This is a genomic window from Azospirillum brasilense (assembly GCF_001315015.1).
GTDB classification, from domain to species: domain Bacteria; phylum Pseudomonadota; class Alphaproteobacteria; order Azospirillales; family Azospirillaceae; genus Azospirillum; species Azospirillum brasilense.
In genome coordinates, this window is the sequence record NZ_CP012914.1 from 136147 (window position 1) to 162019 (window position 25873).

General features: G+C 68.0%; 26 protein-coding genes. 22 read left to right on the plus strand and 4 right to left on the minus strand.

Annotation, left to right across the window (positions count from 1 at the left end; all coding sequences use genetic code 11):
• Positions 1–157 precede the first annotated feature (157 nt).
• Positions 158–709 (minus strand): D-alanyl-D-alanine dipeptidase, encoded by a 552-nt coding sequence (gene ddpX / locus AMK58_RS00665; protein WP_035670190.1) that lies wholly within the window; start codon positions 707–709, stop codon positions 158–160.
• Positions 710–810: 101 nt separating this feature from the next.
• Here ddpX and tsaB point away from each other — a divergent pair, with 101 nt between their 5' ends.
• The gene (gene tsaB, locus AMK58_RS00670) at positions 811–1488 is read left to right on the plus strand and encodes a tRNA (adenosine(37)-N6)-threonylcarbamoyltransferase complex dimerization subunit type 1 TsaB (protein WP_059398478.1); all 678 of its coding nucleotides are present in this window, start codon (positions 811–813) and stop codon (positions 1486–1488) included.
• Positions 1485–1997, plus strand: a complete 513-nt coding sequence (locus AMK58_RS00675; protein WP_059398479.1) for a GNAT family N-acetyltransferase — start codon at positions 1485–1487, stop codon at positions 1995–1997. The genes tsaB and AMK58_RS00675 overlap by 4 nt, the downstream gene beginning before the upstream one ends.
• Before the next feature lie 3 nt (positions 1998–2000).
• Here the strand turns inward: AMK58_RS00675 and AMK58_RS00680 are convergent, their stop codons facing one another.
• A complete protein-coding gene (locus tag AMK58_RS00680) occupies positions 2001–2291 on the minus strand; it encodes a sulfurtransferase TusA family protein (RefSeq protein ID WP_372712339.1) in 291 nt (96 codons plus the stop codon).
• A 55-nt stretch (positions 2292–2346) separates the two neighbouring features.
• Here AMK58_RS00680 and AMK58_RS00685 point away from each other — a divergent pair, with 55 nt between their 5' ends.
• From AMK58_RS00685 to trmB, 11 genes are all read left to right on the plus strand, one after another.
• Positions 2347–2763 (plus strand): Ros/MucR family transcriptional regulator, encoded by a 417-nt coding sequence (locus AMK58_RS00685; protein ID WP_014238866.1) that lies wholly within the window; start codon positions 2347–2349, stop codon positions 2761–2763.
• A 310-nt stretch (positions 2764–3073) separates the two neighbouring features.
• Positions 3074–3898: a GNAT family N-acetyltransferase gene (locus AMK58_RS00690; RefSeq protein ID WP_051140022.1), complete on the plus strand. Its 825-nt coding sequence runs from the start codon at positions 3074–3076 to the stop codon at positions 3896–3898.
• A 28-nt stretch (positions 3899–3926) separates the two neighbouring features.
• The gene (locus tag AMK58_RS00695; RefSeq protein ID WP_035670164.1) at positions 3927–4760 is read left to right on the plus strand and encodes a lysophospholipid acyltransferase family protein; all 834 of its coding nucleotides are present in this window, start codon (positions 3927–3929) and stop codon (positions 4758–4760) included.
• 258 nt (positions 4761–5018) lie between these two features.
• Positions 5019–6407, plus strand: coding sequence for a tRNA (N6-isopentenyl adenosine(37)-C2)-methylthiotransferase MiaB (miaB, locus tag AMK58_RS00700; RefSeq protein ID WP_079285101.1), 1389 nt, complete (start codon positions 5019–5021; stop codon positions 6405–6407).
• Positions 6404–7477: a PhoH family protein gene (locus AMK58_RS00705; protein WP_059398480.1), complete on the plus strand. Its 1074-nt coding sequence runs from the start codon at positions 6404–6406 to the stop codon at positions 7475–7477. The genes miaB and AMK58_RS00705 overlap by 4 nt, the downstream gene beginning before the upstream one ends.
• On the plus strand, positions 7477–8007 hold the full coding sequence (gene ybeY / locus AMK58_RS00710; RefSeq protein WP_035670154.1) for an rRNA maturation RNase YbeY: 531 nt from the start codon (positions 7477–7479) through the stop codon (positions 8005–8007). Before AMK58_RS00705 ends, ybeY begins: the two co-directional genes overlap by 1 nt.
• Positions 8004–8921: a hemolysin family protein gene (locus AMK58_RS00715; RefSeq protein WP_035670151.1), complete on the plus strand. Its 918-nt coding sequence runs from the start codon at positions 8004–8006 to the stop codon at positions 8919–8921. The genes ybeY and AMK58_RS00715 overlap by 4 nt, the downstream gene beginning before the upstream one ends.
• A 207-nt stretch (positions 8922–9128) precedes the next feature.
• Positions 9129–10718 (plus strand): apolipoprotein N-acyltransferase, encoded by a 1590-nt coding sequence (lnt, locus tag AMK58_RS00720; RefSeq protein WP_059398481.1) that lies wholly within the window; start codon positions 9129–9131, stop codon positions 10716–10718.
• A gap of 113 nt (positions 10719–10831) precedes the next feature.
• On the plus strand, positions 10832–11320 hold the full coding sequence (locus tag AMK58_RS00725; protein ID WP_035670147.1) for a helix-turn-helix domain-containing protein: 489 nt from the start codon (positions 10832–10834) through the stop codon (positions 11318–11320).
• A 255-nt stretch (positions 11321–11575) separates the two neighbouring features.
• Positions 11576–12745: a methionine adenosyltransferase gene (gene metK, locus AMK58_RS00730; RefSeq protein WP_035670145.1), complete on the plus strand. Its 1170-nt coding sequence runs from the start codon at positions 11576–11578 to the stop codon at positions 12743–12745.
• Between the two features lie 87 nt (positions 12746–12832).
• Entirely contained in the window at positions 12833–13543 is a 711-nt protein-coding gene (trmB, locus tag AMK58_RS00735) for a tRNA (guanine(46)-N(7))-methyltransferase TrmB (RefSeq protein ID WP_035670143.1), read from the plus strand.
• On the opposite strand, the gene AMK58_RS29320 is transcribed toward trmB, so the two are convergent.
• Positions 13521–13835, minus strand: coding sequence for an antibiotic biosynthesis monooxygenase family protein (locus AMK58_RS29320; protein WP_035670175.1), 315 nt, complete (start codon positions 13833–13835; stop codon positions 13521–13523). The two genes, trmB and AMK58_RS29320, sit on opposite strands and share 23 nt — an antisense overlap.
• A gap of 315 nt (positions 13836–14150) precedes the next feature.
• On the opposite strand from AMK58_RS29320, the gene rimP reads away from it, so the two are divergent.
• The 9 genes from rimP to AMK58_RS00785 all read left to right on the plus strand — a co-directional run bounded on the left by rimP (position 14151) and on the right by AMK58_RS00785 (position 24900).
• Positions 14151–14636 carry a ribosome maturation factor RimP gene (gene rimP, locus AMK58_RS00745; protein WP_035670141.1) on the plus strand — a complete coding sequence of 162 codons (486 nt, stop codon included), beginning with the start codon at positions 14151–14153 and terminating at the stop codon, positions 14634–14636.
• Between the two features lie 54 nt (positions 14637–14690).
• On the plus strand, positions 14691–16226 hold the full coding sequence (nusA, locus tag AMK58_RS00750) for a transcription termination factor NusA (protein WP_035670138.1): 1536 nt from the start codon (positions 14691–14693) through the stop codon (positions 16224–16226).
• A gap of 30 nt (positions 16227–16256) precedes the next feature.
• Positions 16257–16976, plus strand: coding sequence for an RNA-binding protein (locus AMK58_RS00755; RefSeq protein ID WP_051140020.1), 720 nt, complete (start codon positions 16257–16259; stop codon positions 16974–16976).
• A 14-nt stretch (positions 16977–16990) separates the two neighbouring features.
• On the plus strand, positions 16991–19723 hold the full coding sequence (infB, locus tag AMK58_RS00760; protein WP_059398482.1) for a translation initiation factor IF-2: 2733 nt from the start codon (positions 16991–16993) through the stop codon (positions 19721–19723).
• Positions 19724–19852: 129 nt separating this feature from the next.
• On the plus strand, positions 19853–20419 hold the full coding sequence (rbfA, locus tag AMK58_RS00765) for a 30S ribosome-binding factor RbfA (RefSeq protein WP_035670112.1): 567 nt from the start codon (positions 19853–19855) through the stop codon (positions 20417–20419).
• Complete coding sequence (gene truB / locus AMK58_RS00770) at positions 20409–21347, plus strand: tRNA pseudouridine(55) synthase TruB (protein WP_035670109.1); 939 nt, start codon at positions 20409–20411, stop codon at positions 21345–21347. The genes rbfA and truB overlap by 11 nt, the downstream gene beginning before the upstream one ends.
• 15 nt (positions 21348–21362) lie before the next feature.
• Positions 21363–21632, plus strand: coding sequence for a 30S ribosomal protein S15 (gene rpsO, locus AMK58_RS00775; RefSeq protein ID WP_035670129.1), 270 nt, complete (start codon positions 21363–21365; stop codon positions 21630–21632).
• Positions 21633–21928: 296 nt separating this feature from the next.
• On the plus strand, positions 21929–24049 hold the full coding sequence (gene pnp, locus AMK58_RS00780; protein ID WP_035670107.1) for a polyribonucleotide nucleotidyltransferase: 2121 nt from the start codon (positions 21929–21931) through the stop codon (positions 24047–24049).
• A gap of 338 nt (positions 24050–24387) precedes the next feature.
• Complete coding sequence (locus AMK58_RS00785; RefSeq protein ID WP_035670105.1) at positions 24388–24900, plus strand: hypothetical protein; 513 nt, start codon at positions 24388–24390, stop codon at positions 24898–24900.
• Between the two features lie 14 nt (positions 24901–24914).
• Here AMK58_RS00785 and ypfJ read toward each other — a convergent pair whose 3' ends face one another.
• Positions 24915–25820 carry a KPN_02809 family neutral zinc metallopeptidase gene (gene ypfJ, locus AMK58_RS00790; RefSeq protein WP_035670103.1) on the minus strand — a complete coding sequence of 302 codons (906 nt, stop codon included), beginning with the start codon at positions 25818–25820 and terminating at the stop codon, positions 24915–24917.
• Positions 25821–25873: the final 53 nt, after the last annotated feature.

Sequence of the window (25873 nt, forward strand, 5' to 3'; positions counted from 1 at the left end):
GGCTGGTGTGGCACAGGCACGCCGCCGGGAACAAGTCCGCAACACATACGGTATGCTTCGGGCATCCTTCGTGATGCAGTCGTGCAACAACCCCTGTGACACTAGGCCCTATGGCGTCTGGCCATGCGCCCGGTGCCCGCAGCTGGATCGACGGGGATCAGCCCATCATCAGCCCGCCCAGGGCCGCGTCGGTCAGCAGGGGGTAGCGCTGCTCGTCCGGCAGCTGATAGTGCCACCACTCGAAGCTGTAATGCCGCCAGCCCGCCGCCGTCATGACGCCGAGAAGGGCGGCGCGGTTGCGCTGCTGCTCCGTGGTCAGGTCGGTGCGGCCATGGTGGGACTGCTCGGTCATGTCGTCGAAGCCGGTGCCCATGTCCAGTGGGCGCCCGGACCCGTCGGTCAGCGTCAGGTCCACCGCGATGCCGCGGGAATGGGTGGAACCGCCCGACGGGTCGGCGATGTAGGAGGGGTCGGGCAGCGCCCGCCACAGGGCCCATTGCGCCTCGACCGGGCGGAAGGCATCGTACAGCCGCAACCGGCAGCCGATGCCGCGGGCCAGCCGGATCGCCGCGCGCAATGCCGCCGCCGCGTCGGGGTGCAGCAGGCAATGCGGGTGCCGGTAGATGGGCACCCTGGTCAGGTTGTCCGGCGTGGCATAGAGCAGGTCGATGTCGACATCGAAGTCCGGCGGTGCGATGGGTGTGAGCATGATCCATGCCGTCAGGGAAGGTCGGGGCTGTCTATCACGCTCTTGACCCAGGGCTGAAGTGGGGCTTTGAAGATGGCGGATTTGATGAAAGCGTGGGGGTCATGAGAGTTCTGGGACTGGACACGGCGACCTCCGGCTGTTCCGCCGCGCTCTGGGACGACGGCGCCGTCACCGTGCGGCGGCGCGAGCCGATGGCGCGTGGGCAGGCGGAAGCGCTGGTGCCCCTGGCGCAGGCCGCGCTGGCGGAAGCCGGTTGCGCCTTCGACGCGCTGGACCGCATCGCCGTGACCGTCGGGCCGGGCGCCTTCACCGGGCTGCGCATCGCGCTGGCGGCGGCGCGCGGCTTCGCCCTGGCCGCCGGGTTGCCGGTGGTCGGGATCACCAGCTTCGACGCGGTCGTTCATGGATTGCCGGACGCGGAGCGGGGTGGCCGCGCCGTGCTGGTCGCCGTGGACTCCCGCCGCAGCGAGCCGTTCCTGCAACTCTTTCACCCGGACCTGACGCCGTTCGGCGAGCCGGCGATGCTGGAGCCCGCCGCGGTGCCGGGCTGGCTGGACGGGCTGCTCGCCGGTGCCGCGCCATTGCTGATCGCCGGGGATGGGGCGGCTGCGCTGCGCCCGCTTCTGGAAGGGCGTGCCGACACCGCTTTTGCCGCCGGGCCGGGCACGCCGGACGCCGCCGTGGTCGCCGCCTTGGGCGCCCGACGGGAGATCGGTCTGCCGGCCCAGCCCTTTTACCTGCGTCCGCCCGACGTCTCCCTGCCGCGGAAGACGGCATGATGGCAGCCCCGCTCGAGACGTCCAACCCCCGGACCTCCCATCCGGTGCGGCTTCAGACCGCCGGCCTCGCCGACGCCGCGGTGATCGCAGCCTTGCAGCAGGTCTGCTTTCCCGACGACCCCTGGGGCGGCGACGCGGTCGCCAGCCTGATCGGCCAGCCCGGCTTCTTCGCCGCGCTGGCCTTGCGGGAGGACGCGGAGGGCGACGATCCGGTCGGCTTCCTGTTGGCGCGGGTGGCCGCGGAGGATGGCGAGATCATCGCCGTCGGCGTCCGGGCCGACGCGCGGGGGCAGGGCACCGGGCGGCGGCTGGTCGTGGCGGCGCTGGACGGCGCCCGGGCGCTGGGCGCCACGGCGCTGTTCCTTGAAGTCGCCGAAGACAATGGTATGGCGCAATCCCTGTATAAATCTTGTGGCTTCTTTGCCGTTGGCCGTCGTCCCGGCTATTACCGCAGGGCGGACGGAAGGGTTGCCGCCCTGGTGTTGCGGTATTCGTACACCGACAATTAAACCTTAACCTTTCTGAATCCACAAACGGTGCACCCCGTCCGGCTCACCCGGATTTTCGGGCGTCACGGCGAGAATGGAGTGACCCAGTTCGGCTAAGGATCGGGGTACATTCTCCAAGGGTTCGCCAGCGTTCAGCCGGACTTCAAGCGTCTGCCCGGCCGCCATGCGCTCCACCGACAACTTGGTCTTGACGAAGGTTAACGGGCACACCTCGCTGGTGATGTCCAAAAACAAATCCGGAGATTTTTTTTCGTACACTGCTTCCTCTTTAAGAGCAAAGGATGGATATTGCACGCGGCCACAAACCTCTTTATATGGAGAGGAACGCCAAGCTGCGGAGCAAGCTTACATGAGCAATGGTAACCCTTCCAACGCGCTGTTGTCTCTGACCACGGAGATCGTGGCGGCGCATGTCTCGAACAATACAGTCGCTCTCGGCGATCTTCCGACGCTGATTGAGCAGGTGTACAAGTCACTCGCGAATGTCGGGACCGAGCCGGTTGCGACTGAGGAGCGTCCGCAGCCCGCGGTGCCCATCAAGAAGTCCGTCACTCCCGACTACATTGTATGCCTGGAGGATGGCAAGAAGCTGAAGATGCTGAAGCGCCATCTGAAGACGGCCTACGACATGTCGCCGGAGGAATACCGCGACCGCTGGGGCCTGCCGGCCGACTATCCGATGGTCGCCCCGAACTACGCCCGCCAGCGCAGCTCGCTGGCCAAGCAGATCGGTCTCGGCACCCGCGCCCGCCGCGGCGCGGCCTAAGGTCCATCGGGCTTGTGCGTTGGTGTCCGGCGGACCGCCGCTGTTCGGTCCGCCCCGGAACCCCATCGCCCGGACGTGATCTTTTCTTCCTTCCCGCGTGATCATTGCCGTCCCGCCTTGCCGCCGTCCCCGTTCGCCGGGGCCGGACCTTGTGGCATGCCCGGAGTCCGGGCTTGCCAGGGACGGGTTCGTCACGTCGCGGTTGACCGGCAACCGGCCATTCGTGTTATCCCTGTTCCGTGCCCGACGGGGCTCCGGAAGGAGAACCGGCGGTTGCCGCGACCCGAACAACGCCAGCGAAGCGTCGAGTATGGCTGATACAGGCACGGACCAGGGCAGCTCTTCGGATCTGCGCATGGGCTCCCTCGAAGTGCGGCTGGCCGAAAGCGCCGCCGAGATCGATTGGGCGCAGGCGTTGCGCTACCGCGTCTTCTACGAGGAGATGTCGGCGGTGCCGTCGCCGGACATGGCCGCGCGCCATCGCGACTTCGACGATTTCGACACCATCTGCGACCATCTGCTGGTCATCGACCACGCCCGCGGCGACGGCCCGGACTCCGTGGTCGGCACCTACCGGCTGATCCGCCGCCCGGCGGCGGCCAAGGCCGGGCGGTTCTATTCCAGCGACGAGTACGACATCGGGCGGCTGCTCAGCTATCCGGGGGAGATCCTGGAGCTGGGGCGGTCCTGTGTCGACGCCGCCTACCGCACGCGCGGCAGCAGCATGCAGCTGCTGTGGCGCGGCATCGCGGCCTATGTCTTCCACCACGACATCGCGGTGATGTTCGGCTGCGCCAGCCTGCCGGGCACCGACCCGGTGGCGATGGCCGAGCCGCTCGCTTACCTGCATCACTTCCATCTGGCCCCGGAGGAGCTGCGCCCGGTGGCGCTGCCGGAACGCTATGTCGGCATGGATCTGATGCCCCGCGACCAGATCGATCCGAAGCGTGCGCTGACCGTCCTGCCGCCGCTGATCAAGGGCTATCTGCGGCTGGGCGGCTTCATCGGCGACGGCGCGGTGATCGATCATCAGTTCAACACCACCGACGTGTCGATCGTGGTGAAGACCGACCTGATCACCAACAAGTATTCCAAGCATTACGAGCGGCGCAGCCGCGACGCCCAGATCGCGTGATCCGCGATTGCATCAGGAGGCGGGTGGCATGACGGCGGTGGATGCAACCGGTGCGCGCGCCCTGGGATCGCCGGTGCGCGGCGGCCTGCGTCTGGCGGTCTATCTGCTGTGGACGCTCCTGCTGGTCCCGGTGCAGGCGCTGGCTGTCGCTGTGCGGTCGCCGCTGCGCTTCCGGATACCGCGGTTCTACCACCGGGTCTGCGCCGCCATCCTGGGCATCGGCGTCGTGGTGCGCGGCGAGCGCGCCACGGACGGGCCGGTGCTGTTCGTCTCCAACCATTCCTCCTACCTCGACATCACGGTGCTGGGGTCGGTCATTCCGGGCTCCTTCGTGGCGAAGAGCGAAGTCGCCGGCTGGCCCTTCTTCGGGGCGCTGGCGAAGCTCCAGCAGACCGTCTTCGTGGAGCGCAAGGCCCGCTCCGGGGTGGAGAAGCAGCGCGACGAGCTGGGCGCCCGGCTGGACGCCGGCGACAGCCTGATCCTGTTCCCCGAGGGCACCTCCAGCGACGGCAACCGCACGCTCCCCTTCAAGACGGCGCTGTTCGCGGTGGCCGCCCGGCGCATCGGGGAGCGGCCGCTGACCGTGCAGCCGGTCAGCATCGCGCCGACGCGGCTGGACGGCATCCCGATGGGGATCGCCTTCCGTCCCTGTTACGCGTGGTACGGCGACATGGATCTCGCCCCTCATCTGTGGACCGTCTTCACGCTGGGCCGCATGACGGTGGAGGTGGAGTTCCACCCCCCGGTGACCATCGACGGCTTCTCCAGCCGCAAGGCCCTGGCCGACCATTGCCAGCGCGCCGTCGCCCGGGGCGTGGAGCGCGCGGTGTCCGGAAAGCCGCCGCCCACCGTTGTCCCGTGACGGAAACTTTCCACACCGCGGAATGGGCCGGGAAATGAATGGTCGGCCTGCGGGCACGATTGACTCGTTTTCCCGCACTCGTGCTACCATATCGGCAGGGTGCGATGCCGCGACGCGGCGGGTCGCGCGCCGGATTGCGCCGCTTGGCCGGTGCCGTCCAGGCGCGCGTTTTTGCATTGGTTGCGATCGCGGCTGGCCAAGACACAATTGGCCGAATTCGCGGTTGGTCCGGATCGTTCAGCGCTGTGGAAGGGATCGTTGAGTAAGAAGCTCTTCATCAAGACCTGGGGTTGCCAGATGAATGTCTACGACTCCGCCCGCATGGCGGACGTCCTGGCACCCCTGGGATACCGTCCGGTGGACGAGCCGGACGGCGCCGACATGGTGATCCTCAACACCTGCCACATCCGCGAAAAGGCCTCCGAGAAGGTGTTCTCGGAACTGGGGCGCCTGCGCCAGCTCAAGGACGTCAAGGCCGAGGTCGGCGACGGCCGGATGATCGTTGCCGTGGCCGGCTGCGTCGCCCAGGCCGAGGGCGAGGAGATCGTCGCCCGCGCCCCCTTCGTGGACATGGTGTTCGGGCCGCAGACCTATCACACCCTGCCGGAAATGGTGGCCAAGGCCAGCCGCAAGGCGGGCAGCGTGTTGAACACCGACTTCCCCGTGGAGTCCAAGTTCGACTTCCTGCCGGACGAGAGCGCCAGCCAGGGCGTCTCCGCCTTCCTGGCGGTGCAGGAGGGTTGTGACAAGTTCTGCACCTTCTGCGTGGTGCCCTACACCCGCGGCGCCGAGTTCTCGCGGCCCGGCGCCCAGATCGTGGCGGAGGCCCGGCGCCTCGTCGCCGGCGGCACGCGCGAGATCAACCTGCTCGGCCAGAACGTCAACGCCTGGCACGGGGAGGGGCCGGACGGCACCACCTGGGGCCTCGGGCGGCTGGTCCGCGAACTGGCGGACATCGACGGGCTGGAGCGCATCCGCTACACCACCTCGCACCCGCGCGACATGGAGGACGACCTCATCCGCGCCCACGCCGAGGTGCCGCAGCTCATGCCCTACCTGCATCTTCCGGTGCAGGCCGGGTCGGACCGCGTGCTGGCGGCGATGAACCGCAAGCACACGGCGGACGACTACCGCCGCATCGTCGACCGGCTGCGCGCCGCCAAGCCGGATCTGGCGCTGTCGGGCGACTTCATCGTCGGCTTCCCCGGCGAGAGCGACGCCGATTTCGCGGCGACCCTGCGCCTCGTCACCGACGTCGGCTACGCCCAGGCCTATTCGTTCAAGTACAGCGCGCGTCCCGGCACCCCGGCGGCGCTGGAGCACGGCCAGCTGCCGGAGGACGTCAAGGACGCCCGCTTGGCCGCGCTTCAGCAGTTGCTGAACGCGCAGCAGCAGGCCTTCAACCAGAGCTTCGTCGGACGCACCGTGCCGGTCCTGTTCGACCGCGTCGGCAAGCGCGCCGGCCAGCTCCTGGGCAAGAGCCCCTATCTGCAGTCGGTGCACGCCGAGGCCAACGAGCGGCTGCTCGGCCGCATCGTCGAGGTCCGCGTGGACGCCGCCCATCCGAACAGCCTTGCCGGCAGCGTGGCGACCGGTGAATACCGCAGCTCCGCCACCGGCACGCAACCCGTGGAGGCGACCGTTTGAACGGCTTGCCCGATCAACGCCCAGATCAACGGATTGATCTGAACTTCGACGACAACCGGCTGCTGCCGATGCTGTATGGGGAGCATGACCGCCACCTCGCCCGCATCGAGAACCAGCTTGGCGTCTCCCTGATCTCCCGCGGCAATACGCTGACCATCGCCGGTCCGGCGGAATCGTCGGAAGCCGCCCGTTCGGCCATCGACGCCCTCTACGAGCGGCTGAAGCGCGGCATGACCGTCGGCACCGGCGAGGTGGACGCCGCCGTCCGCATGGCGACCGGCGTCGGCGGTGCGGTGCGCGACCAGAATCTGGCGACGCTCAGCCGGGGCGAGGTTGCGGTGCGCACCCGCCGCAAGGGCGCCATCACCCCGCGTTCGCCCATGCAGGCGGCCTATCTCCAGGCGCTGGCGGAAAGCGAGATGGTTTTCGGTCTCGGCCCGGCCGGCACCGGCAAGACCTACCTCGCCGTCGCGCAGGCGGTGGCGCTGCTGACCACCGGCCAAGTCGACCGCATCATCCTGTCACGCCCCGCCGTCGAGGCCGGGGAGCGGCTGGGCTTCCTGCCCGGCGACCTCAAGGAGAAGGTGGACCCCTATCTGCGCCCGCTCTACGACGCGCTGCACGACATGCTGCCGGCGGAGCAGGTGAAGAAGCGGCTGGAGTCCGGGGAGATCGAGATCGCGCCGCTCGCCTTCATGCGCGGCCGCACGCTCGCCAACGCCTTCGTCATCCTGGACGAGGCGCAGAACACCACGCCCATGCAGATGAAGATGTTTCTCACGCGCCTGGGCGAGGGGGGCCGTATGGCGGTCACCGGCGACATCTCCCAGACCGACCTGCCGGCCGGAACCAAGTCCGGCCTGCGCGAGGCGCTGGACATCCTGGAGGGGGTGGAGGGCATCCGCTTCGTCCATTTCTCCGCCGCCGACGTGGTGCGCCACCCGCTGGTCGCCCGCATCATCCGCGCTTATGACCGTGCCGAAGGCGACCGCAGCGATGGCCGGCGCAAGCTCGCCCCCCGGCGGTCCGCCGCCGCGGACGACGAGCCGGACGCGGAGGGAACACCGTGATGGCCGTCGACGTCGTCGTTTCACGTGAAGCGGGCGATTGGGCGGACAACGCCGAATGGCTGTGCGAACGGGCGGCACTCTCCGTGCTCTCCGTCACCTATGACGAGGATGAGGGGCCGGCGGAGCTGTCCGTCGTGCTGGCCGACGACGCGCTGGTGCACCGCCTGAACCGCGAATACCGTGGCAAGGACAAGCCGACCAACGTGCTGTCCTTCGCCCTGACCGAAGCGGAGGAGCCCGAATTGGGCGAGGACGCGCCGGTCATGCTGGGCGACGTGATCCTGGCCTGGGAGACCGTCGCCCGTGAAGCCGCCGAGCAGGGTAAAACACCTTCGGACCATATGACCCACCTTGTGGTGCATGGTGTTCTTCATTTGCTCGGGTATGATCACGAGACGGACGACGAGGCCGAGGAAATGGAGCAGCTCGAAACCGACGTGCTCGCGACCCTCGGCATCGCCGACCCGTACGCCGCCACGCGCTCTCCGCCCGGGGAGCCGAATTTGGACGAACAACCACCGGACCGATGAGCGAGATTTCCGACAGTCGAACGCCCCGTGAAGACGGGGCCGAAGATCAGCAATCCTTGGGCCACCTGTTTCGCGGGTGGATGAGGACCGTCCTGGGGGGGCGCGACGACGCCACCCTGCGCGCCACGATCGAAGACCTGATCGAGGATCAGGACAGCGGCGAGGGATCGCTGGGGGCGGGCGAGCGCGCCCTGCTCGCCAATATCCTGAAGCTGCGCGACCGTGCCGTCGACGACGTGATGGTGCCCCGCGCCGACATCGTGGCGGTGGAGGTGGACACACCATTCCCCGCCCTTGTCCAGCGCATGGCGGAGGAAGCCCATTCCCGCCTGCCGGTGTACCGTGAAACGCTCGACGACGTCGTGGGCATGGTCCACATCAAGGACGTTCTGGTCGCGATGGCCAGTCGGACGCCGGTCGAGTTGAAGGACATCGTGCGCGATCTCAGCATCGTCGCGCCCAGCATGCCGGTGGTCGACCTGCTGGTGCAGATGCGCCAGAAGCGCCAGCACATGGCGCTGGTGGTGGACGAGTTCGGCGGCATCGACGGCCTTGTCACCATCGAGGATCTGGTCGAGGAGATCGTCGGCGAGATCGAGGACGAGCACGACGAGGAGGCGACTCCCCATTTCGTGGAGCGTCCCGACGGCACGATCCTCGCCGACGCCCGCGTCTCCATCGAGGATTTCGAGGACCGCGTCGGCGCTTTCCTGACCGAGGAGGAGCGCGAGGATATCGACACGCTCGGCGGTCTCGTCGTGTCGCTGGCCGGTCGGGTGCCGGGCCGCGGGGAGACGCTGACCCACCCCTCCGGCCTGGAGTTCGAGATCGTCGAGGCCGATCCACGCCGCATCAAGCGGCTGCGCGTCCGTACCGCGCCCGCCGAGAATTCCGCTCTGGCCGAGGTCGGGTAAGCCCGGCAGGGATTTTCACCGCGAAGGCACGAAGGACACAAAGACGGCACAAAGAGGCTCTACCGCATCCCTGAAATCACGGGCGGAGCGGGGGGCCTCTTCGTGACGCTCTTCGTGTCTTTCGTGCCTTCATGGTGAATCGGTTTCCAGCCCGGTGCTTGTCTCGACAGCCGTTACCGGTCCACCCGCATCCGGAGTGTCCTCCCCTTGACCGCCACCGACCTGACGACCACCCCGGCCCGGCTGGGCCGCCTGCCCGCGGGCCTGGCCGGGCTGACCGGTTGGCGCCGGCTGCTGGCGGCGGCGGGTTTCGGCGGGCTGGCGACGCTGGCCTTGCCGCCGGCCGACGCGGTGCCGGTGTTGCTGATCGCCTTTCCGGGGCTGCTCTGGCTGCTTGACGGGGCGCGGACCAAGCGGCAGGCCTTCGCGGTGGGCTGGTTCTTCGGCTTCGCCCATCACCTGCTCGGCCTCTACTGGATAAGCGCGGCGCTGTTCACCGACATCGAGCGGTTCTGGTGGGCGCTGCCGCTGTCGGCGGCGGGGCTGCCGATCCTGCTGGCGATGTTCACCGGCTTCGCCACACTGCTGGTCTGGACGCTGAAGGGAAGGGGGCTGGGGCGGGTGTTCCTGTTCGCCGCCTCCTGGGCGCTGTTCGAATGGCTGCGCGGCCACGTCTTCACCGGCTTCCCGTGGAACCTCGTCGGCTATGGCTGGACGGGCTTTTTGCCAATTCTGCAAGGCGTTTCGCTGATCGGCATCTATGGGCTCAGTCTGCTGACCGTGCTGGTGGCGTCGCTGCCGGCGAGCCTGGCCGACGCGGCGGTGCCGCGCCGCCGTGCCTGGAGTGCGCTGGCCGTCGGGCTGGCGCTGTTCGCAGCGCTGGGTGCCTGGGGCGGGCTGCGGTTGGCCGGGGCATCCGATGCGGCGGTGCCCGGCGTGCGGCTGCGGCTCGTCCAGCCGGCCATCGACCAGCGGCTGAAATGGGCGGCGGGCGAGCGGGTGCGCAACGTCCAGCAGCAGATGGAACTCTCCGCCGCTCCTTCCACCGAACCGGTCACCCATGTGATCTGGGCGGAAACCGCGGTGCCGCTGTTCCTCGACCAGGACGCCCGCCTGCGTCAGGCGCTGGGGTCGGTCACGCCGCCCGGCGGGCTGCTCATCACCGGGGTGCCGCGCATGGAGGCCGGACCGGAGGGTGCGCCGCTCTATTACAACAGCTTGGCGGCGGTGGACGGCAGCGGCGCGGTGACGGGGCGCTTCGACAAGTTCCATCTCGTGCCCTTCGGCGAATACATGCCGCTGCGCCGCTGGTTGCCGGTCGGGGCCATCGCCGGCAACGGGGCGGAGTTCTCGGCCGGGCCGGGACCGGTGTCGCTCGATCTCAAGGGCCTGCCGCCGGTCAGCCCGCTGATCTGCTACGAGGTGATCTTCCCCGGTGCCGTGCTGCCCACCACGAAGGATGGCGCCGGACGGCCGCGCTGGATGCTGAACCTGACCAACGATGCCTGGTACGGCAACACCGCCGGCCCATACCAGCATTTCGCCATCGCCCGGACCCGCGCGGTGGAGGAGGGGATGCCGCTGGTCCGCGTCGCCAACACCGGCATCTCCGGCGTGGTGGACTCCCATGGCCGCGTGACAGCCATGCTGCCGCTTGGTCACAGGGGTGTGATCGATGCGGCCTTGCCGGAAGCGCTGCCCACCCCCACTCTCTACGGACGGGTGGGTGATGGCGCGTTTGGGTTGCTTCTTTTGACCTGTTTCGCGGTGGGCCTGCGCGCACGACATCGCAGATAGCGCAACCGAGACTCTTTTTTCAATCACGCGCATCGGGAGCGCTCGGGCGCGCTTGACTGCATACATGGATATGTCGTATCAAGGTTGCACAACTGTTTCAGGGAATTAGAGCAATGCAAGCAACGCCAACGCGGGGCCGCCGGGCCACTGCCGGCCGTCCCAAGACGGGAAAGCCGAACCCGATCGACGTTCACGTCGGCTCCCGCGTCCGGTTGCGCCGGACCCTTCTGGGCATGAGCCAGGAAAAGCTGGGCGAGGCCATCGGCCTGACCTTCCAGCAGGTGCAGAAGTACGAGCGCGGTGCCAACCGCATCGGCGCGTCGCGCCTGTTCGACCTCAGCCGCGTCCTGGACGTTCCGGTGTCCTTCTTCTTCGACGACATGCCGGCGGAAGCCGCCGCGGCTCCGGTTGACGACGAAGAGGGCAACGCCGCCGGTTTCGAGGAGCGTTCGGGTGGCTACGAGCCGGACCCGATGGCCAAGCGCGAGACGCTGGAGTTGGTGCGCGCCTACTACCGCATCAACGACCCGTCGGTGCGCAAGCGCCTGTTCGAGCTGACCAAGGCCGTCGCCAATTCCGGCATGGTCGAAGCGGCCGAATAACACGGTTTAGAGACCTGAGCCGAACAACCGGAAGCAATCCGGACGGCAGGAAGATTGGGGAACGTGGCCCTCCGGCCCGTTCCCCGATGTCGTTTCAAGGCGAATTTCCGCCGGTCTCCTCCAACCTCGGGGAGATCGCTTGACCTGGAACGCAAACCTTGTCACATACGGAAAATGACTGGCTTTCCGTGGGTGCTGCGCCGGTCTCCCAATTCTGTTTTGTTGAATAGCCCCCGCCCATTGCCGAGGTTCGTCGTGGCCAAGCTCAACTACGTGTTCACCAGCGAGTCCGTGTCCGAAGGCCATCCGGACAAGGTGTGCGACCGCATCTCCGACGCCATCGTCGATCTGTATCTGTCGCACGATCCTTACGCTCGCGTGGCGGTGGAAACGCTGGCGACCACCAACCAGATCGTGTTGGCTGGCGAAGTGCGCGGGCCGGAAAGCATCACTCCCGACATGCTGGTCCAGGTCGCCCGCGCCGCGGTGAAGGACATCGGTTACGAGCAGGACGGCTTCCATTGGGAAAAGATGGATGTCAAGTGCTTCGTCCATTCCCAGTCCGCCGACATCGCGGTCGGCGTCGACGCCGCGGGTGAGAAGGACGAGGGTGCCGGCGACCAGGGCATCATGTTCGGCTACGCCTGCAACGAGACGCCGGCGCTGATGCCGGCGCCGATCTACTACAGCCACGCCATCCTGAAGTCGCTGGCCGAGGCCCGCCACTCCGGCGCCGCCCCGCAGCTCGGCCCCGACGCCAAGAGCCAGGTGACGCTGCAGTACGAGAACGGCAAGCCGGTGCGCGCCACCGCGGTGGTCGTCTCCACCCAGCACGCCGACGGCCTGACCCAGGAGGAGGTGCGCGAGATCGTCCGTCCGCACGTCCTGAACGTTCTGCCCGCCGGCTGGATGTGCGACGAGGCGAACTTCTACGTCAACCCGACCGGGCGCTTCGTCATCGGCGGTCCGGACGGCGACGCCGGTCTGACCGGGCGTAAGATCATCGTCGACACCTACGGCGGTGCCGCGCCGCACGGCGGCGGCGCCTTCTCCGGCAAGGACCCGACCAAGGTCGACCGTTCCGCCGCCTATGCCGCGCGCTACCTCGCCAAGAATGTGGTCGCCGCCGGCCTGGCCGAGCGTTGCACGATTCAGCTCTCCTATGCCATCGGCGTGTCGAAGCCGCTGTCGGTCTATGTCGACACCCACGGCACCGGCACGGTGGACGAGGACAAGCTGTCGGAGATCCTGCAGAAGCTGGTGGACCTCAGCCCGCGCGGCATCCGCACGCATCTGGGCCTGAACCGTCCGGTCTACGCGCGCACCGCCGCCTATGGCCATTTCGGCCGCGAGGCGGAGGCCGACGGCGGCTTCTCCTGGGAGAAGACCGACCTCGTCAACGACCTGCGCGCCGCCTTCTTCTAAGACAGGCTTCTTTTAAGACCGGACCCGTCCGTCCGGGATGCAGGGGCCATGCGGCCCCTGCATTCGTTTTGGGACCCTGCTGTCACGATGACCGACTCCTTCCTGGACTCGTCCAAAAGGCTCTACGGGCGGCGCAAGGGGCGTCCGCTCCGCAAGCGCAAGACCGAATTGCTCGATGGGCTTTTGCCATCGCTGGAAATCCCGGTGCCGCAGACCGGCGACCGCATCGACCCCCACACCCTGTTCACCAACCCTATGCGCGACGTCTGGCTGGAGGTCGGCTTCGGCAGCGGCCACCATATGGCGTGGCAGGCGGCGAACAACCGCGACGTGGGCGTGATCGGAGCGGAGCCCTTCATCAACGGCGTGGCCGGCCTGCTCAAGCTGGTGGACGACGAGGGCGTGCAGGACAATGTCCGCATCCTGCCGGACGACGCCCGCCCGCTGCTCGACGCCCTGCCGGACGCCTCCATCGGGCGTGCCTTCGTGCTGTTCGCCGATCCCTGGCCGAAGAAACGCCATTGGGAGCGCCGCTTCATCGGCCCGGAGAACCTGCCGCGCCTTGCGCGCGTGCTGAAGGACGGGGCGGAACTGCGGCTGGCCAGCGACGACATGGGGCTGGTGCGCTGGATGTTGGAGCACACGGTCCGCCACCCGGATTTCGAATGGACCGCCCGGGGCCCGTCCGACTGGCGCCACCGCATCGCGGACTGGCCGCCCACCCGCTACGAGGAAAAGGCCATCGAGGCCGGGCGCAAGCCGGTCTTTATGCGATTCATCCGCAAGGCACGGGGGTAGACACCACCGGCTCGCCATAATGCTCCACCACCGGGAACGGATCGTAGAAGTGGTGGAGCAGGGCTTTCCAGCGGGCGTAGCGGTCCGACCCCCGGAAGCCTTCGGTGTGGTCCTCCAACCGCTCCCAGCGGACGAGCAGAAGGTAGCGGTCCGGCGTTTCCAGGCGGGGCCGCACCTCCAGTCCGAGGAAGCCCGGAGTCGCGGCGATCAGGGGCTGCGCCTCGGCCATCGCCCGTTCGAAGGCCGGACCCTGGCCGGGCTTGACGGTCAGGAGGGCCGTTTCGAGGATCACGGTCAACTCCGTTTTCAGGGTGCCATGCGCGCGGCGGAGGGCCGCCGAAACCTTGGCTTGGCCTGGAACTTTACCCTGGCCGGACCCGTCCACCAAGCGCCTGGCATAGGACTTTGCGGAAAAGCGCTTGCGGCCTGCTCCGGAATGTCTATATTCACCGCATGAACCCATACGGATCGGCGGCTCGGGAAACCGGGCCGGCGGGACGCTTTGCGGGTGGGCCTTGGCCCACTTATTTTTTTATCAGCGTATGGAATCCCCGTGTTGGTCCCAGGGCGCTGTGCCAGGGGAGACCGCGGGGGCGGGTCAGGTGGAATGGAAGCAACCGGTCGTATCGAGCAGATCATCACGCCGTCGGTCGAGGCCATGGGCTACGAACTCGTGCGTGTGCAGTTGACCGGTGGGCAGCGCATGGTTCTGCAGGTCATGGCGGAACGCGCCGACAGCGCGCCCATGACGGTCGAAGACTGCGCCGACATCAGCCGCGCGATCTCCGCGGTGCTCGACGTTGAAGATCCGATCAAGAGCGCCTACACGCTGGAGGTCAGTTCGCCCGGCATCGACCGGCCGCTGACCCGTCTGAAGGATTTCGAGCGTTTCGCCGGTTTCGAGGCCAAGCTGGAGACCCGGCTCGCCGTCGATGGCCGCAAGCGCTTCAAGGGCATGCTGAAGGGCGTCGAAGACGGCCTCGTGTGCGTCGAATCGGAACAGGGAGCCGCCCGGCTGGAGTTCGACAACATCCTGCGCGCCAAACTGGTCTTGACGGATGAACTGATCCGCGCCAGCCAGGGCCAGGGTTGACGGCCTCTCCGGGCTTCACTCGAAGAACAAACGCCAGTCCAGGAAGTGTGACGGATGGAACTGCTGCAAGTCGCTGACGCGGTTGCCCGCGAAAAGAACATCGACCGGGACGAGGTCCTGGAGGCGATGGAGCAGGCGATTCAGAAGGCCGGGCGCTCCAAGTACGGCCACGAGCACGACATCCGCGCCCGCATCGACCGCAAGACGGGCGACATCCACCTGACCCGCCACCTGGAAGTGGTCGAGGCGGTGGAGAACGAGGCGACCCAGGTGACCCTCGCCTACGCCCAGCGCCGCAAGCCCGGCGCCCAGCTCGGCGACTTCCTGGTCGATCCGCTGCCGCCCATCGATTTCGGCCGCATCGCCGCCCAGACGGCCAAGCAGGTCATCGTCCAGAAGGTCCGCGACGCGGAGCGCAAGCGCCAGTTCAACGAATACAAGGACCGCACCGGCGAGATCGTCAACGGTCTGGTCAAGCGCGTCGAGTACGGCAACGTCACCGTCGACCTGGGCCGCGCCGAGGCGATCCTGCGCCGCGACGAGCTGCTGCCGCGCGAGCACTTCAAGAACGGCGACCGCGTGCGCGCCTACATCTTCGACGTGCGCGAGGAAGCGCGCGGTCCGCAGATCTTCCTGTCGCGCACCCATCCGATGTTCATGGCGAAGCTGTTCGCGCAGGAAGTGCCGGAGATCTACGACGGCATCATCGAGATCAAGGCGGTTGCCCGCGACCCGGGTTCGCGCGCCAAGATCGCGGTGATCAGCAACGACAGCTCCATCGACCCGGTCGGCGCTTGCGTCGGTATGCGCGGCAGCCGCGTCCAGGCGGTCGTCGGCGAGCTGCAGGGCGAGAAGATCGACATCATCCAGTGGAACCAGGAGCCGGCGACGTTCATCGTCAACGCCCTGGCCCCGGCTGAGGTTGCCAAGGTCGTGATGGACGAGGACAACAGCCGCATCGAGGTGGTGGTGCCCGACGACCAGCTGTCGCTGGCCATCGGCCGCCGCGGCCAGAACGTGCGGCTGGCCACCCAGCTCACCGGCTGGGACATCGACATCTTGACCGAACAGGAGGAGTCGGAGCGCCGGTCGGACGAATTCCGCACCCGCTCGCAGCTCTTCATGGAAGCGCTGGACGTGGACGACGTGATCGCCCATCTCCTGGTCGCCGAGGGCTTCACCTCCGTGGAGGAGATCGCCTACGTCGAGACCGAGGAGCTGGCCGAGATCGAAGGCTTCGACGAGGATGTGGCGGAAGAGCTGAAGCAGCGCGCCCTCAACTTCCTCGACGAGCAGGACGTCCGCATGACCGAGAAGCGCCAGGCGCTCGGCGTCGAGGACGCGGTGGCGGAAGTCACCGGCTTCAGCCCAACCCTGCTGGTGAAGCTGGGTGAGAACGGCGTGAAGACGATGGACGACCTTGCCGATCTCGCCGCGGACGAGCTGCGCGACATCCTCGGCAAGGAGGCCCCGACGGAAGACGAGGCCAACGAGATCATCATGGCCGCCCGGGCCCACTGGTTCGACGGCGAGGAAGGCGCGCCCGCCGCGGCGCAACCCTCGGCCGACGATCAGGCGGCGCAGAGCTGAGCCGGGACTTAGGACGCACAAACGGTACGGATGGTTGGGCTGAGCGACAGGAACGAACGAACTCCGGCGGACGGTGAACCGGACGGCCTCGCGGCCGAAGGGGAGGAGCTGTTGCCGGCGGACCTGGAAAAGGGCCCGCTGCGCCGCTGCATCGCCACCGGAACCGTGCAACCGAAAGACGGCATGATCCGTTTCGTGGTATCACCCGACGGCGAGATCGTGCCCGATCTGGAGGAACGGCTTCCGGGCCGCGGCCTCTGGCTGTCGGGGGACAAGGCGGCCTTTACGAAGGCTTTGGCCAAGAACATGTTCGCCAAGGCGGCGCGGCGCGCGGTGCGCGTCCCGCCCGATCTGGTGGAACGGCTGGAGAAGCTGCTGGAGCGGCGGTGCCTGGATGCCTTCGGGCTGGCGCGCCGGGCCGGGCAGGCTCTGGCCGGATACGAAAAGGTGCGCGAGGCGCTGAAGACCAACCAGGTCGGACGCGCCGGACCGCCCTATCTGCTGGTCGAGGCCAGCGACGGTTCGCCCGACCAGCGGGGCAAGATCACAGCGCTGGCGCCGGATATGCCGGTCGTGGACCTGTTCGACGCCGCGGCGATGGCCGCGGCCCTGGGACGGGAAAACGCCGTGCATGCGGTGGTGGCGCGCGGGAAGCTGGCCAAGGGATTGGCTCGCGACTCCGCGCGTCTCAAGGGTATCAAAGGCTTTGTCGCCGGCTCTGCGCCGGCCGGCCACGTAAGCAACGTCTGACCATTCGGGAACCGATGACCGACAGCAACGACCAGGACCAAAAGAAAGTCTTGCACCTCTCCGGCTCCGGCAAAGGGAAGCTGGAGCTGAAGAAGCCGGTCGAGACCCAGGTCCGGCAGAGCTTCTCCCATGGCCGGTCGAAGCCCGTGACCGTGGAGGTCAAGCGTAAGCGGGCCGTGGAGAAGGGCGCTCTGCCGGGCGTGGCCGACGGCGGCGCTGCCGCGCGTCAGGCCGCCCAGGGCATCCCCGTCCGGGGCGGCCCGGGCCAGCGCCAGCGCGGTGGTGGTGGCGGCGCCGTCCGTCAACTGACCAACCAGGAACGCGAAGCGCGCATCCGCGCTCTGCAGGGGGCGGCTGAAGACAACCGCCGCCGCGCCGAGGAGGAGGCCGAGGCCGCCGTCCTGGCCGCCGAGGCCGCCGCCCGCGCCGCCGAGGAGGCGGCGTCCCAGCCGGCCCAGGTGGTCGAGGAGGAGCCGGAGATTCTCGACGCCGAGACTCTGCGCCAGCGTGAGCTGGCCGAGCTGCGCGGCATTGAGGAGGCGGAGCGCGCCAAGGCCCAGGAGGCCGAGCGCCGCCGCCAGGAAGAGGAAGCCAAGCGCAAGGAGGCCGACGAGGCCAAGCGCAAGGACACCGAGCAGACCCGCCCGCAGGGCGCGGGCGCCCGTCCCGCCGCCGGTGGCGCCGGTGCGCGCACCGCGGCCACCACGGAGGCCCCGGCCGCCCGTGGTCCGGGGGCTCCGGCCGCTCCGCGCTTCGGCGAGGAAGAGGACGACCGCCGCGGCAAGCCCGGGAACAAGAAGACCCCGGCTCCGGCTCCGGTCCGCAAGGCCGCTCCGGGCGCCGATCGCCGCAAGGGCTCCAAGATGACCGTCTCGCAGGCGCTGAGCGACGAGGGTGGTGAGCGCACGCGCTCGCTGGCCGCCGTCCGCCGTGCCCGTGAGCGCGAGCGGCTCCGTCAGATGAGCCGTCAGGAGACGCAGAAAGTGACCCGCGACGTCGTGCTGCCCGAGGTCATCACCGTCCAGGAGCTGGCGAACCGCATGGCGGAACGCGGCGCCGACGTGATCAAGCAGCTCATGCGCATGGGCGTGATGGCCACCATCAACCAGACCATCGACGCCGATACGGCGGAGCTGGTCATCGCCGAGTTCGGCCACCGCGTGCGCCGCGTGTCGGAGGCGGACGTCGAGGTCGGCCTGCGCCTCAACGACGATGCGGAAACGGCGCTGGTGCCGCGTCCCCCGGTCGTCACGATCATGGGCCACGTCGACCACGGCAAGACCTCGCTGCTCGACGCCCTGCGTCAGACCGACGTGGTCAGCCGCGAGGCCGGCGGCATCACCCAGCACATCGGCGCCTATCAGGTGCAGCTGGAGTCGGGTGCGAAGATCACCTTCATCGACACGCCGGGCCACGCCGCCTTCACCGAGATGCGCGCCCGCGGCGCCAACGTCACGGACGTGGTGGTGCTGGTCGTCGCGGCGAACGACGGCGTCATGCCGCAGACGATCGAGGCGATCCATCACGCCAAGGCTGCGAAGGTTCCGATCATCGTCGCCATCAACAAGATCGATCTGCCCGACGCCAAGCCGGAGCGTGTCCGCCAGGAACTGCTCCAGCACGAGCTGGTCGTTGAAGAGCTGGGCGGCGACATCCAGACCGTGGAAGTGTCGGCCAAGGCCAAGCGCAACCTGGACAAGCTGGAGGAGGCCATCCTCCTGCAGGCGGAAATCCTGGAGCTGAAGGCCAACCCGGAGCGCACCGCCGAGGGCGTCGTGGTCGAGGCCAAGCTGGAGCGCGGCCGTGGTTCGGTCGCCACCGTGCTGGTCCAGCGCGGCACGCTGAAGGTCGGCGACGTGTTCGTCACCGGGTCGGAGTGGGGCCGCGTCCGCGCCCTGGTCAACGACCGCGGCCAGAGCGTCGAGCAGGCCGCCCCGGCCAGCCCGGTCGAGGTGCTCGGTCTCAACGGCACGCCGCTCGCCGGCGACGACTTCACCGTCGTCGAGTCGGAAGCCCGTGCCCGTGAGATCGCCGAGTTCCGCCAGCGCAAGAAGCGCGAAGCCGCCAACGCGGCGTCGGCGCGCGGCTCGCTGCAGGACATGTTCAGCCGTATCCAGGCCGGCGAGGCCAAGGAACTGCCGGTCGTCATCAAGGGCGACGTGCAGGGCTCCATCGAAGCGATCTCCAACGCCCTGGAGAAGCTCACGGCGGAGAACACCGAGGTCAAGGTCCGCGTGCTGCACGCGTCGGTGGGTGCGATCAACGAGTCCGACATCACGCTGGCGAACGCCTCCAACGCGATGGTCATCGGCTTCAACGTCCGCGCCAACCCGCAGGCCCGCGACATGGCCAAGCGCGACAGCGTCGAGATCCGCTACTACTCGATCATCTACAACGTGATCGACGACGTGAAGGCGGCCCTCACCGGCATGCTGTCGCCGACCCTGCGCGAGCGTTTCATCGGCTACGCCGAGATCCGCGAGGTGTTCAACATCACCAAGGTCGGCAAGGTCGCCGGCTGCATGGTCACGCAGGGCACCGTCAAGCGCGGCGCCGGCTGCCGCCTGCTGCGCGACAACGTCGTCATCCACGAGGGCACGCTCAAGACGCTCAAGCGCTTCAAGGACGAGGTCAAGGAAGTGCGCGAGGGTTACGAGTGCGGTATGGCCTTCGAGAATTACGACAACATCCTGGCCGGCGACATCATCGAAGCCTTCGAGATCGAGGAGGTGGCGCGCGAGCTGTAAGCCCGCCGCCGCACCCCGGCTCTCGGACCGGCCACAGATGACATTGCAGATGACAAGGGCGCCCGTGCGCCCTTGTCGCGTTTTCGCGGAGGGACAGACCCCTCCCGCACCGCATTCGGGATCGACAGCATGAGAAAGAAACACGATCTGGCCGGAAAGCCGCCGTCCCAGCGCCAGCTCCGCATCGGCGAGGAAATCCGCCATGCCCTGGCGGACCTGTTCCGGCGCGGCGACTTCCACGACCCCGAACTGGCGGAACTGAACGTCACGGTGACCGAGGTGCGGATCAGCCCGGACCTGCGCAACGCCACCGCCTTCGTCACGCCGCTGGGTGGCGGCCCGATGGACGAGACGCTGTCGGCCCTGCGCCGCGCCGCCCCTTTCCTGCGCGGCCAGGTCGCCCGCGCCATCAACCTGCGCCACGCCCCGACGCTGAGCTTCGAGGCCGACACGTCGTTCGACTATGCCGGTCGCATCGACGACATCCTGCACAGCCCGGCGGTCGCCCGCGACGTCGGCTACCGCTCGCTCGCCGACCGCGTGAACGGCGACGACGACCATGACGACGAGGACGACGGCTGGGACGAGGAGGACGAGGCCGAGACGGACGACATCGACGACGATGAAGACATCGACGACGAGGACGACGAGGATGAGGGCAACGGCGGCGAGGGAGAGGGGCGCCGTGGCTCGTAAGCGCAAGGGCGAGCCGATCCACGGCTGGATCGTGCTGGACAAGCCGGCGGGAATGACCTCCACGCAGGCGCTGTCCAAGGTGCGGCGCCATCTGAACGCGGAAAAGGCCGGGCACGGCGGCACGCTCGACCCCATCGCCACGGGGATCCTGCCCATCGCGCTGGGCGAGGCGACCAAGACCGTCTCCTACGCCATGGACGGCGAGAAGACCTACCGCTTCACCGTGGCCTGGGGCGCCCGCACGACCACCGACGACCGCGAGGGAACGGCGGTGGAGACGTCCGCGGTGCGTCCCGACGCCGAGGCCATCCGCGCCGCACTGCCCGCCTTCCTGGGCTTTGTCGAGCAGATCCCGCCGCAATACTGCGCTCTGAAGATCAACGGCGAACGCGCCTACGACATCGCCCGCGAGGGTGAGGTGGTGGACATCGCCCCGCGTACCGTCCGCATCGACCGGCTGGAGCTGATCGAAACGCCGGACGCCGACCACGCGGTGCTGGAGGTGGATTGCGGCAAGGGCACCTATGTCCGCTCCATCGCCCGCGACCTCGCCGAACGGTTGGGGACGGTGGGGCACATCCGCGATCTGCGACGCCTGCGCGTCGGGTCTTTCACGCTGGACAGGGCGATTTCCCTGGACGACCTGACCGCGATGGAGCAAGGTGCCGCGGTCGAAAGACTTCTGCTGCCGATCGAGACCGCGCTGGACGACATCCCGGCGCTGGCCCTGACGGACGCGGAAGCGCACCGACTGAAGCACGGCCAGACGGTGGCACTCCTCACCCGGCAGGACCGCGAACGCCTTACGGCGCTGCGTGGCGATGTTGGTGGGGATGGCACCGTCATTGCGCTTTTCGGCGGCAAGCCGGTGGCGCTGGCGCGCGTGGAGGGGGCGGAGGTCCGTCCGGTGCGCGTTCTCAACCTATGAACGATGGAGACCCCGATGTCGATCACGCCCGATCGCAAGCAGGAACTCATTAAGGACTATTCGCGCGGCACCAACGACACCGGTTCGCCCGAGGTCCAGGTCGCGATCCTGTCCGAGCGCATCCGGAACCTGACCGAGCACCTGCAGGGCCACAAGAAGGATTTCCACTCCCGCCGTGGTCTGCTGGTGATGGTCGGCCAGCGCCGCCGTCTTCTCGACTATCTCAAGAAGAAGGACAACAGCCGCTACGCCACGCTCATCGAGCGTCTGGGCCTGCGTCGCTGATTTCCAAAAGGCGTCCGTGCTGGTGACCGAACATCCGTCCCGATCCGCGCTCGACCCGCCGCACCGCGTTCCGGTGCACCGGGGAGCGTCGCGCCGGTTGGGACGTTCGGTTGTTCGCGAAGGTATGTTCTAGTCAGACGGCCGGCCCGGACCTTCCGGGACCGGCCGTTTGATTTTTTTAGCCCTTTTCGGGTTTTGCCCTTTGTTGGGTTTTCACATGCGGGGTCCGACGACCGATGACCCCGGCTTAGGCCAGCAATCCGGCGGGCCTAGGTGTCGGATGGAAGGAAGAATCCATGTTCAAGGTTTTCCGCAAAGAAATCGAATGGGGTGGACGCAAGCTGACGTTCGAGACGGGCAAGATCGCCCGTCAGGCCGACGGCGCGGTGCTGGTCACCTATGGTGAGACCACGGTCCTCTGCACGGTCGTCGGCGCCAAGTCGCCGAAGCCGGGCGTCGATTTCTTTCCGCTGACGGTCAATTACCAGGAAAAGTCCTTCGCAGCCGGCAAGATTCCCGGCGGCTTCTTCAAGCGTGAAGGCCGCCCGACGGAGAAGGAGACGCTGGTCAGCCGCCTGATCGACCGTCCCATCCGTCCGCTGTTCGCCGATGGCTTCCGCAACGAGACGCAGGTCATCTGCACCGTGCTGAGCCACGATCTGGAGAACGATCCGGACATCGTCGCGATGGTCGGCACCTCGGCCGCGCTGACGATCTCCGGCATCCCGTTCCTCGGTCCGATCGGCGCCGCCCGCGTCGGCTACGTCGACGGCCAGTATGTGCTGAACCCGACCATGGACGCCGTTGACGGTTCCGCGCTCGACCTCGTGGTCGCCGGTACCCAAGAAGGCGTGCTGATGGTCGAATCGGAAGCCAAGGAGCTGTCCGAGGAGGTCATGCTGGGCGCCGTGATGTTCGGTCACAGCGGCTTCCAGCCGGTCATCAACGCCATCATCGATCTGGCCGAAGAGTGCGCCAAGGAGCCGTGGGACCTGCCGGAGCCGGCCTACGACCGCGCCGCCCTGAAGGCGAAGCTGCGCGCGACCGTCGGCGCCGACGTGGAGGCCGCCTACACCGAGACGGTGAAGCAGGTCCGCTACGAGAAGATCGGCGCCGCTAAGGCGAAGGCGCTGGAGGCTCTGTCCGAGGCCCACGAGACCCAGGCCATCGTGACCGAGTTCAAGGAGCTTGAGGCCGACATCCTGCGCGGCGCCGTCCTGAAGACCGGCCGCCGCATCGACGGCCGCGACACCAAGACGGTCCGCCCGATCGTGTCGGAGGTCGGCGTGCTGCCGCGCGCCCACGGCTCGGCGCTGTTCACCCGCGGCGAGACGCAGGCGCTGGTCGTCACCACGCTGGGCACCAGCCAGGACGAGCAGATCATCGACGCGCTGCAGGGCGAGTACCGCGAGCATTTCATGCTCCACTACAACTTCCCTCCGTACTCGGTGGGCGAGGCCGGCCGCATGGGCTCGCCGGGCCGCCGCGAGATCGGCCACGGCAAGCTGGCGTGGCGCGCCATCCACCCGCTGCTGCCGAAGAAGGAAGACTTCCCCTACACGCTCCGCGTGGTGTCGGAAGTGACCGAGTCCAACGGCTCGTCGTCGATGGCGACGGTCTGCGGCACCTCGCTGTCGCTGATGGACGCCGGCGCCCCGCTGGCGCGCCCGGTGGCCGGCATCGCTATGGGCCTGATCAAGGAAGACGACGGCTTCGCGGTCCTGTCGGACATCCTGGGTGACGAGGATCACCTGGGCGACATGGACTTCAAGGTGGCCGGCACCGACGCGGGCATCACCGCGCTGCAGATGGACATCAAGATCACCTCGATCACCGAGGAGATCATGAAGATCGCCCTGGGCCAGGCCAAGGACGGCCGCCTGCACATCCTGGGCGAGATGTCCAAGGCCCTGACCGGCGCCCGCGAGGCGGTGAACGAGAACGCCCCGCGCATCACCGTGATCAACATCCCGAAGGAGAAGATCCGCGACGTGATCGGCTCCGGCGGCAAGGTGATCCGCGAGATCGTGGAGCAGACCGGCGCCAAGATCGACATCGAGGACGACGGCACGGTGAAGGTCGCCGCGGTGGACACCAAGGCCGCCCAGGCCGCCATCGACTGGATCAAGGGCATCGTCGCCGAGCCGGAAATGAACGTGGTCTACACCGGCAAGGTCGTGAAGGTCGTCGATTTCGGCGCCTTCGTGAACTTCCTGGGCTCGCGCGACGGCCTCGTCCACATCTCCGAACTGGCGCAGCAGCGCGTCGGCAAGGTGTCGGACGTGGTGTCGCAGGGTGACTCGGTGAAGGTGAAGGTCATCGGCTTCGACGACCGCGGCAAGGTGAAGCTGTCGATGAAGCAGGTCGATCAGGCCACCGGCGAAGACCTGACCAAGAAGGACGGCCCCGCCGCCTGACGATCAGGGTTGACCCTCCCTCGCATCAGCGGGGGAGGATGCCTCTCGCCTCCCTCTCCTGCGCAAGTGGGGGAGGGCCGGGGAGGGGGGAGGGCGCCGAAAGGCGCCTTTTTCATGCGCGCCGGCCCACCAGCCGGACCAGCCTTCCGCCGAACAGGCGGCCCGCTACCGTAGGATGATTCCTGTGCGGAGGGGCTTGCCAAGTCCCTTGCCGGCAGTTGGCCTCGAAGTTCTGCAAACAGAGTGCGTGCCAAAGCCTGTGCTGCCGCAGTCCTTCATTCCGGGCTTGCGCTGCCCTACGATCGGTATTCCCCGCTCCACGGCTCCGGTGATCCGCAATGCCCGTTTCCATTCCCGCCGACGCCACCCGTTGCCTGCATCACGGCGACGGCATGTTCCTGACGAGCGGACTGATGACGCTCGAACAGCGGTTCCTCCTGAACTGGAACGCCTTGCAGAACCGGCTGCTTTACACGCCCGGTGTCCTGGAAGGGCTGGCGGTGACCCACGGTGGCGGCAACCGCCTGACGGTCGGGAGTGGTGCGGGCTTCGACGCCGTGGGACGCTTCCTGGTGCTGCCCGGCGAGGGCGCGTCCCTGACCGTGCCCGGCGGTTCGTCCGCTTCCTGCTACATCCACCTGCTCTTCCCCGACCCGGCGCCGGTCGGAAAGGATGGAACCACCATGGATCTGGCGGCCTCCTCGCGGATCGGCGACACGGACGAGGTGCCGGACAACGGTGTGCTTCTGGCCGAGATCCGGCGCGATGCGGCGGGGGCGGTCGTCGGCGTGATCGACCGGCGCCAGCCGGTGCGCTCCCGCCTGCCCGCGCAACTGACCGATGCCGGATGAGTTGAGGGCGGTGGTTACAGCCGCTCCGCGCGGAATGTGTCGCAGGCGTTCAACTCGCCACGCTCCAGACCGGTGCGGAACCATTGCACCCGTTGGGCGGAACTGCCGTGGGTGAAGCTGTCCGGCGTTACGGTGCCACGGGATTGCCGTTGCAGACGGTCGTCGCCGATGGCGCTGGCCGCCGTCAGGGCCTCCTCGACGTCGCCGGGCTCGATGATCTGGCGCTCGCGGTTGGCGTGGTTGGCCCACAGGCCGGCGAAGCAGTCGGCCTGAAGCTCCAGCCGCACTGACAGCCCGTTGGCATCGGCCTGCGATCCGGCCTGCCGTTGGGCCTGCTGAACGCGGTCGGAGATGCCCAGCAGGTTCTGCACATGGTGGCCGACCTCGTGGGCGATCACATAGGCCTGGGCGAAGTCGCCCGGCGCGCGGAAGCGGTCGCGCAGGTCGCGGTAGAAGCTGAGGTCGATGTACAGCTTGCGGTCCTGCGGGCAATAGAAGGGACCCATCGCCGCCTGGGCGAAGCCGCAGCCCGAATCCACCGTGCCGGAGAACAGCACCAGCGCCGGGTCCTGGTAGGTGCGGCCCAACTGCTGGAACTGCGCCGCCCAGGTGTCCTCCGTGTCGGCGAGGACCACGGAGACGAAGCGCTTCAGTTCGTCGTCGCCACCGCCGCGCGGAGCGTCGGACTGCTCGGTGCGGGCCTGATCCTGCGGCGCCGTGCCCTGCAGAAGATCCAGCGGGTTGATGCCGAGCAGGAGCGATACCACCACGATCACCGCCAGCCCGCCGATGCCGATCCCGCCGCGCCCGATGGGGATGCCGATCCCGCCGGTTCGGAAGCCTCCCCGCCCAGAGCTGCTTCCGGGCGCGCCGCGCCGGTCCTCGACATTCTCGCTCTCGCGACCGTCCTGCCACCGCATCGCCCGATCCTCCCCCGACGCATTGCCAGAGGAAAACCAGCGAGGGGGGGCGG